Below are 8,308 nucleotides of genomic sequence, written 5' to 3' on the forward strand. Positions count from 1 at the left end.
GGGGGGGGGCCCCCGCGGGGCGCCCCCCCGGGGGTGGGGGGCGGCCCATCCGGGGCGGGGCCCCCCCCCCCCCCGGCGCGGCCCCCCCCCCCCCCCCGGGGCCCGGCGGGGCCCTTCGCGTTGCCCGCCGGTGCCCGCACGGGCGCGGGAACCACAAACGCCGGGACCCGTTTGACGGGTCCCGGCGTCGGGAGGTGCGGCGTGGCGTGCGGCTAGCGCAGGCGGGCCATCAGCGCGTGCTCGACCAGGGTGATCAGGCCGCTCTTCGCGTCCGCGCGGTGGCGGGCGTCGGTGGTGATGATCGGGGTGTCCGGGCCGATCTGCAGGGCCTCGCGGACCTCGTCCGGGGTGTACGGCTGGTGGCCGTCGAAGCCGTTCAGCGCGATGACGAACGGCAGGCCGCTGTTCTCGAAGTAGTCGACGGCCGGGAAGCAGTCGGCGAGGCGGCGGGTGTCCACCAGGACGACGGCGCCGATCGCGCCGCGGACCAGGTCGTCCCACATGAACCAGAAGCGGTCCTGGCCGGGGGTGCCGAACAGGTACAGGATCAGGTCCTGGTCGAGCGTGATGCGGCCGAAGTCCATCGCGACCGTGGTGGTCGTCTTGTCGCCCGTGTGCGTGAGGTCGTCGATGCCCGCGGAAGCGGACGTCATGACGGCCTCGGTACGCAGGGGGTTGATCTCCGAGACCGCGCCGACGAACGTGGTCTTGCCCACGCCGAAGCCGCCCGCCACCACGATCTTCGCGGAAGTAGTGGAGCGGGCAGCACCGCCGCTAGAGCTTGCGAAGTCCACTGAGCACCCTTTCGAGCAGTGTCACATCTGGCTGGCCGCCGGCGGACTCGTCGCCGCCGGGCTGGTGGATGGCGACAAGTCCGGCCTCCGCCAGGTCGGCGACGAGGATCCGGGCAACGCCGAGGGGGATGGAGAGGAGTGCCGAGATCTCGGCGACCGACTTGATCTCACGGCACAGATGGCAGATCCGCTGGTGCTCGGGCAACTGCCCTTGCAGCCTGGCGGGTTCCGCCGTGGTGTGCACCAGCGCCTCGATGGCGAGCTGGTAGCGCGGCCGGGTGCGGCCGCCGGTCATGGCGTACGGACGCACAAGGGGGTTGTGCGTGCCGCCCGCCGGGGAAGGCGGAGGGGTCTGCCGCGGCTGCACCGGCTCGATGCGGGGCTGCGGCGGCTGGTCGTACGGACCCGGCTGACGGTGGGGCTGCTGGTACGGGTGCTGGCCCTGGCCGCTTCTGCTGGGGGCGGAGGGAAAGTTGAACCGGTTCTGCCCGTGCTCACCCTGAGACTGCTGGCCACCGTTGTATGGGTGTCCGCCTGGGGGTGTTGTCACGTTTCCTCCTCCGACTGCCGGTCGCCCGTTCCTGTGGGACCGCGCCACCGCACTTTATGGCGCGGTGGCGAGAAACGCACTGCCTGACTGGTAGTTGAGAACGGGAAGTTCACAACTAATTAAGGAGACTGCCCTGTAGTTCCGCGCGCAGGTCCGGGGTGAGGACGGAGCCCGCGCGGTCGACAAGGAGAGCCATCTCATAGCCCACGAGACCGATGTCGGCCTCGGGGTGGGCGAGTACGGCCAACGAGGATCCGTCCGAAACGGACATGATGAAGAGGAAGCCGCGCTCCATCTCCACGACCGTCTGGTTGACGGCGCCGCCCTCGAAGATCCGGGAGGCTCCCGCGGTCAGGGACGTCAGTCCGGAGGCAACAGCCGCCAGCTGATCGGCCCGGTCCCGGGGGAAGCCTTCGGACATCGCCAGCAGGAGTCCGTCGGCGGAGACCACCACCGTGTGGGACACCCCGGGGGTGTTGTCCACGAAGTTGGTGATCAACCAGTTCAGATTCTGCGCCGCCTGGCTCATCGGGCTCACACTAACGCTCCTGGTTGTAGGTGTTACTTGTGTCCGACCCCGCGCTGCGGCCCTGCTGTACGCCGCGGCGCAGGTTGCTCAACCTGCCGCGGACGTCCTCGGGAGCGCGGGAGACCTGTGGGCCGCCCTGCGGGGTCTGCTCCGCCGCACCCTCGACCAGATTGGCCTTGGGTACCCGCCGGGGAAGCCCGGAGGGTGTGACCCCGCCGGCCTTCGGCTCACGCAGCTTCTCGGCCCGCGTCCAGCGCTCGTCGTTGGTGGAACGCCAGTCGCCGGTGGGCTCGTCGGTGCCGGATGCGGCGCCGTTCGCGGTTCCGGTTCCGGTTCCGTTCACGGTTCCGTTCGAGGATCCGTTCACGGTCGCGGGGCCGGTGCCGTTGACGGGCTGCCGCTGCTGCTCGGGCCGCTGCGGTTCGGACTTCTGCTGCGGCTCCTGGGCGGCGGGCTGCCAGTTCTGCTGGCCGCCGCCGCGCCTCGGCAGACCGGCGCCGGTCAGCTCGTGGGAGGAGGCCGGGGTGGGGCCCGGACGGTCGAAGCCTACGCGGTCGCGGCCGCCGGCGGGAACGTCGGGAGCGGATTCCGCTTCCTTGTTCGCCTGCTGGTAGTCGGACGTGTAGGAATCCTGGTACGGGGCGTTCTGCTGCCACTCGCCCTGGTGGGGCGCGTCGCCGTAACCGCCGTCGTACTGCCCACCGTCGGCCGCGGGCGCCTGGTAGGCGGCCTCCGCATAGCCCTGGTCCGGATAGCCGTTCTGCTGCTGTCCGTAGGACTCCTGCGGGTACGCGCCGGGGTAGTCCTGCGCGTACTGCTGCTGCCCCTGCTGCCCGTCGAACTGGTTGCTGTCGTACGAGGCCTGCCGGCCGTCGTACGACTCGTCGTACCCGTTCTCGTAGGACTGCTGCTGCCCGTACTGCTCGTCGTACGCGCCGCCCTGCTGCACACCGTCGACCTCGTCGCGGTAGAGCGGGCGGTCGCCGCCCTGCGCCTGGGCCTCAAGGGCCGCACGGCGTTCCTCGCGCATCAGCGAGCGGTTCACCGGGTCGAGCTGGAGGGGGTCGTCCCCGTCCTGCCCGCCCTGCTCGTAGCGGGAGTCGTCGAAGCCGAGCTCGGCGGCGGTGCGCAGCGCCGGGGCCGGGGCCTCGAAGCTCTGCTGCTGCTCCGGGATGATCTGCGAGACCGTGAAGTCGTCGCCGGGCAGCGCCTCGCCGCCACCACCGTGGGTGATCGCGTCCGGGAGCATGACCAGCGAGGTGGTGCCCGCCTGCTCGCCGGAGGGGCGCAGCTGGACGCGGATGCCGTGCCGGTCGGAGAGCCGGCCGACCACGAACAGGCCCATGCGCTGCGAGACGGCGGCGTCCACGGTCGGCGGGTTCGCCAGCTTGTGGTTGATGTCCGCGAAGTCCTCGGCGGTCAGGCCGATGCCCTTGTCGTGGATCTCGACCATGACGCGGCCGTCGGGAAGACGGGTGGCGGTGACGCGGACCTTGGTCTGCGGCGAGGAGAACGTGGTGGCGTTCTCCAGGAGCTCGGCGAGCAGGTGCACGAGGTCGGTCACGGCCTGGCCGTGGATCTCGCTCTCCGGCACACCGGTCAGCTCGATGCGCTCGTACGACTCCACCTCGGAGGAGGCGGCGCGCAGCACGTCGACCAGCGGGACCGGCTGGTTCCAGCGGCGGCCCGGCTCCTCGCCGGCGAGGACCAGGAGGTTCTCGCCGTTGCGGCGCATACGGGTCGCGAGGTGGTCCAGCTTGAAGAGGCTCTCCAGCTGGTCCGGGTCGGCCTCGTTGTTCTCCAGGTCGGTGATGAGGGTCAGCTGGCCCTCGATCAGGGACTGGTTGCGGCGCGACAGGTTGGTGAAGATCGCGTTGACGTTCCCTCGCAGGAGCGCCTGCTCGGCGGCGAGCCGGACGGCCTCGCGGTGGACCTGGTCGAAGGCGCGGGCGACCTCGCCGATCTCGTCCGTGGAGGTGATCGGGATGGGCTCGACCCGGGTGTCGACCCGGCCGGGCTCGGTGCGCGAGAGCTGGTCGACGAGCATCGGCAGTCGCGTTTGGGCCACCTCGAAGGCCGCGGAGCGCAGCCGGCGCATCGAGCGGCTCATCTGGCGGGCCACCATGCCGGCCAGGATGAAGGCGGCCAGCAGGGAGACCACGACGATCGCGCCGTTGATGTACGCGGAGGTCTTGGCGTCGTCCGCGATCTGACCGGCCTCGGTCACGGCCCGGTTGACCAGGTCCTGCTCGATCTCGGTGTAGCCGTCGAACTTGGCGGTGGAGGCGGCCATCCAGGCGTCGGGCGTGATGCCCTGGGCCTTGAGCTGCTTGGCGCTCTGTCCCTCGCCGATCGCGGCGGCCATGCTGTTGAAGGGCGAGCCGTCGCGGGCCGGGGCGGCACCGATGCGCGGGCCGTCGTCGGCCTGCTGGCGCGTCGCGGGGAGGTCCTTGGCGGCCTGGGCGGCCTTGGCCTCCATGACCTGCTTCAGATGGGCGCTGTCCGCGTCCGTACCACCCGCGTCGAACTCGCCGAGGGCGATGAACTCCAGGTAGTTGTACGAGTTGAACGCCTTGACCTGCATCTGGAAGGTCTTGGGGTCCTCGCTCGGCCGGAGGATGAGGTGCAGACCAATGGAACGCTGCAGCGACTCGGCGGCCTTGGCGAGGTCGACCGCGTAGACCATGCGGCCGTAGCTGGTGATGTTGCCGGTGCCGAGGCCGAGCTCGTTGGAGAACGTGCTCAGGTAGTGGGGGACCTGGGTGTAGCCCTCTTCGGTCAGCACCGGGTTCTTCGCCTCGATGCCCTTGGCGTAGGCGGTCTTGCGCAGTACGTCGAGGTTCTTCTCGGCCTCGCGGACCTTGCTCAGACGGCGCTGGAGGCTCGCCGTGTCCGGCATGCCCTTGACCTCGTCGTCGAACTTGGCGCGGGCCGCGTCCGAGGCGGCGTATGCCTTGTTGATGACGTCGCTGTCGCGCTTGTTCTGCAGCAGGGGCTGAGCGGTCAGGTCACGCTCGTTGAGCAGGGCCTGGCCGTACGCCGACGCGGCGCTCACGATGTGCGCCGTCTTCTCGGCGTCACGCGCGTCGCGCCAGGTGGATATGGACCCCTTGACCTCGAAGCCGCCCATGACCAGGCCGACGAGGACGGGGATGAGGAGGATGGCGTTCAGACGGGTGGCCACCCGCCAGTTGCGCGGCGAGAACTTGCTCTGACTGCCGGTGTCGGGGCCCGAGGGCTTCCCCCCGGAGGGTTTCGGCAGCTCGTCCGGCGTCGCCGCATTGCGCTGCGGCGGGGTGAAGTTGCCCCGCGCCTGCTGCGTCGCGGAGCTCGTCGTGCTTCGCCTCACTCGACCAACAACCTCTCGGCGCCGGCACCTCTCGCGGTGTGCCTATAAATGTTCTGAGCCGTACTACTCGGGAGTTCGTCGAATTCCAGCACGCCAGGGGGGTCCGTTCCAAACAGCTGGAATGAGGGGTTCCGAGTGGCACACGCCTCAGATAAAACGGGCATAAAGAGCGAGCCCCGCCAAAAGGCGGGGCCAATGTGAGCGCAGCGACACCATGTGAACGCGGCGGGTTGCCGTGACGTGGGAATTCTCTGTCGAAACGTTATGAACACAGGGGCGGATCGTGTCAAAGGACACAGTCCGCCCCTGTTTCGTCTACGACAACTGCCGTATACCCCTGACTACTTGAGTCGTGCCATCAACGCGTGTTCCACCAGCGTGATCAACGCGCTCTTCGCATCGCCGCGGTGGCGGGCGTCGGTGGTGATGATCGGGGCGTCCGGACCGATCTGCAGGGCCTCGCGGACCTCGTCCGGGGTGTACGGCTGGTGGCCGTCGAAGCCGTTCAGCGCGATGACGAACGGCAGGCCGCTGTTCTCGAAGTAGTCGACGGCCGGGAAGCAGTCGGCGAGGCGGCGGGTGTCCACCAGGACGACGGCGCCGATCGCGCCGCGGACCAGGTCGTCCCACATGAACCAGAAGCGGTCCTGGCCCGGCGTACCGAAGAGGTACAGGATCAGGTCCTGGTCCAGGGTGATGCGGCCGAAGTCCATGGCCACCGTGGTGGTGGTCTTGTCCCCGGTGTGGGTGAGGTCGTCGATGCCCGCGGAAGCGGACGTCATGACGGCCTCGGTACGCAGCGGATTGATCTCCGAGACGGCGCCGACGAACGTGGTCTTGCCCACGCCGAAGCCGCCCGCCACCACGATCTTCGCGGAGGTGGTAGAGCGTGCCGCTCCGCCGCTAGAGCTTGCGAAGTCCACTGAGCACCCTTTCGAGCAGCGTCACATCCGGCGTGCCGCCGGCCTCTCCATTGCCCGGCTGGTGGATGGCCACCATGCCGGCCTCCGCCAGGTCGGCGACAAGAATCCGGGCCACGCCGAGCGGCATCTGCAGCAGCGCCGAGACCTCCGCCACCGACTTGACCTCGCGGCACAGGTGGCAGATCCGCTGGTGCTCCGGGAGCAGCGTGGCCAGGTTCGCCGGGTCCGCGGTCGTGCTGACCAGGGCCTCGATGGCGAGCTGGTAGCGCGGGCGGGTCCGGCCGCCCGTCATGGCGTACGGGCGGACCAGCGGCTGGTCGCCTTCACTGTCGTAGTGCGCGTCGTGCAGAGCGCCGTACGAATCGTGTGAGGCGGGTGGCGGGGTCATTGATCCTCCGGGCGGGACAGCAGGGACAGCGAGTGTCTTCGAGCCGTCGGATGTGGCCGGTGGGGGGCGTTGTGCGGCCGGACGGTGGTTTCTGACTGAGTGGGGGGCCTCAGTGGAGCAGGCTCCCCTGGAGCTCCGCTCGCAGGTCCGGGGTGAGGACGGAGCCCGCGCGGTCGACCAGGAGGGCCATCTCGTAACCGACCAGGCCGATGTCGCACTCGGGGTGTGCGAGCACGGCCAGCGAGGAGCCGTCGGAGACGGACATGAGGAAGAGGAAGCCGCGCTCCATCTCCACCACGGTCTGGGCGACGGTGCCGCCCTCGAAGATCCGGGACGCACCCGCGGTCAGCGAGGTGAGGCCGGACGCCACGGCCGCGAGCTGGTCGGCCCGGTCCCGCGGAAATCCTTCGGACATGGCAAGCAGCAGGCCGTCGGCGGAGACCACCACCGTGTGGGACACCCCGGGGGTGTTGTCCACGAAGTTGGTGATCAACCAGTTCAGATTCTGCGCCGCCTGGCTCATCTGACTCAACTATCGCTCCTGCTGGTGAGTGGGGTCCATCGAGAAACTGCCGGTCGACGGGCCGTTTCCGGCCTGCCGCCCCTGCTGGATACCCCGGCGGAGATTGGTCAGGCGGCCGCGCACGTCGTCGGGCGCACGCGAGACCTGGGGGCCTGCCTGGTTCTGCTGCTGCTGTGCGGTGCCCGCGACCAGATTGGCACGCGGGACCCGCTTGGGCAGACCGGAAGTGGTGACACCGCCGGCGGCGGGCTTGCGGGCCCGCTCGGCCTGGCGGACGAGTTCGTCGTTGGGCGAGGGGCGCCAGGAGCCGTTGCCGGGCGCGCCGTTGGCGTCGCGCTGGACGGGCGCCGGGCGGCGCTCCGCGCTCTGCGGCGCCGCGGCCGGAGGCTGCGCCGGACGCAGACCCTGGGGTCCGCCCTGGCCCTGGTTGCCCTGGCCCTGGTTGACCTGGCCCGGGGCGCCCGGTGCGGGCTGCCCCGGCTGCTGGCCGTTCTGACCGGCCTGACCGGCCTGACCGCCCTGACCGTGGAACCAGTTGGTCTCCAGGGTGTCGTACAGCGGCGTACGGCCGTCACCGGCGTTCGGAGCCGGCGGCAGTGCCTCGGGCTGCGACTGCTGCGGCAGGTTCCCGGCGTCCGGACGCGGCCCCTGGTTCTGGCGGGGCTGCTGCTGCGGCGCCTGGTACTGCTGGGGCTGCGGCTGCTGCGGGGCACGCGGCGCGTCGAAGTCCGGCCGGGCGAACTCCGAGGTGGCCCCGGGTCCCTGGCGGTCGTCCATCGGCGGCCGGGCGTACTGGCCGGTGTTCTGGCCGGTGTTCTGGGCGTTGCCCTGGCCCGTGTTCTGGCCGCTGTTCTGGCCGTACGTGCCGGGGCGCTCGAACTGGCCGTTCGCCTGCGGCGACAGAGGTGAGGGGTCCTGGGCGCCCTGCGGCGCGCCGAAGACGTCCGGGCGGACGAACTGGCCGGTCGACGAAGTGTCCTGGCGGCCGGGCGGCGGCCCGTCGAAGTCCGGGCGGGCGAACTCGGCCGTGGAGCCGGGGCCCTGGCGGTCTTCGAGCTGCGGCCGGGGGTACTGGCCGGTGTGCTGCTCGATCTCCTCATGGCCGCGCGGGCCGTCCGGCGACGCCTGCTCGTTGCCCCAGCTCGCGGCCTGCGGGCGCTGCGGGGCGCCGCCGCCGGGCAGCTCGGCGCGCGGGGCGCCGGGCTGCGGGGCCGACGGGCGGTCGCCGCGGCGCGGGGCCGGGGGCTGCTGG

General features: G+C 70.7%; 7 protein-coding genes and 1 pseudogene. All 8 read right to left on the reverse strand.

The window, feature by feature from the left end; genetic code table 11:
• Window positions 1-212: 212 nt before the first annotated feature.
• Window positions 213-794, reverse strand: coding sequence for an ATP/GTP-binding protein (locus ACFWA7_RS38905; protein WP_031229389.1), 582 nt, complete (start codon window positions 792-794; stop codon window positions 213-215).
• A complete protein-coding gene (locus tag ACFWA7_RS38910; protein WP_385550053.1) occupies window positions 775-1,344 on the reverse strand; it encodes a DUF742 domain-containing protein in 570 nt (189 codons plus the stop codon). Before ACFWA7_RS38910 ends, ACFWA7_RS38905 begins: the two co-directional genes overlap by 20 nt.
• 115 nt (window positions 1,345-1,459) lie before the next feature.
• Window positions 1,460-1,873 carry a roadblock/LC7 domain-containing protein gene (locus ACFWA7_RS38915; protein ID WP_053725133.1) on the reverse strand — a complete coding sequence of 138 codons (414 nt, stop codon included), beginning with the start codon at window positions 1,871-1,873 and terminating at the stop codon, window positions 1,460-1,462.
• A gap of 10 nt (window positions 1,874-1,883) precedes the next feature.
• On the reverse strand, window positions 1,884-5,222 hold the full coding sequence (locus ACFWA7_RS38920; RefSeq protein WP_385550055.1) for a nitrate- and nitrite sensing domain-containing protein: 3,339 nt from the start codon (window positions 5,220-5,222) through the stop codon (window positions 1,884-1,886).
• Window positions 5,223-5,563: 341 nt separating this feature from the next.
• Window positions 5,564-6,145 carry an ATP/GTP-binding protein gene (locus tag ACFWA7_RS38925; RefSeq protein ID WP_067164660.1) on the reverse strand — a complete coding sequence of 194 codons (582 nt, stop codon included), beginning with the start codon at window positions 6,143-6,145 and terminating at the stop codon, window positions 5,564-5,566.
• A complete protein-coding gene (locus ACFWA7_RS38930) occupies window positions 6,126-6,533 on the reverse strand; it encodes a DUF742 domain-containing protein (protein WP_385550058.1) in 408 nt (135 codons plus the stop codon). Before ACFWA7_RS38930 ends, ACFWA7_RS38925 begins: the two co-directional genes overlap by 20 nt.
• Window positions 6,534-6,642: 109 nt before the next feature.
• Window positions 6,643-7,056 carry a roadblock/LC7 domain-containing protein gene (locus ACFWA7_RS38935; protein ID WP_067164664.1) on the reverse strand — a complete coding sequence of 138 codons (414 nt, stop codon included), beginning with the start codon at window positions 7,054-7,056 and terminating at the stop codon, window positions 6,643-6,645.
• A gap of 9 nt (window positions 7,057-7,065) precedes the next feature.
• Window positions 7,066-8,308: pseudogene (locus ACFWA7_RS38940) on the reverse strand (hypothetical protein); the annotation flags it as partial.

The sequence above is a fragment of the Streptomyces sp. NPDC059994 genome (genome assembly GCF_042737755.1).
Taxonomy (GTDB): Bacteria; Actinomycetota; Actinomycetes; order Streptomycetales; family Streptomycetaceae; genus Streptomyces.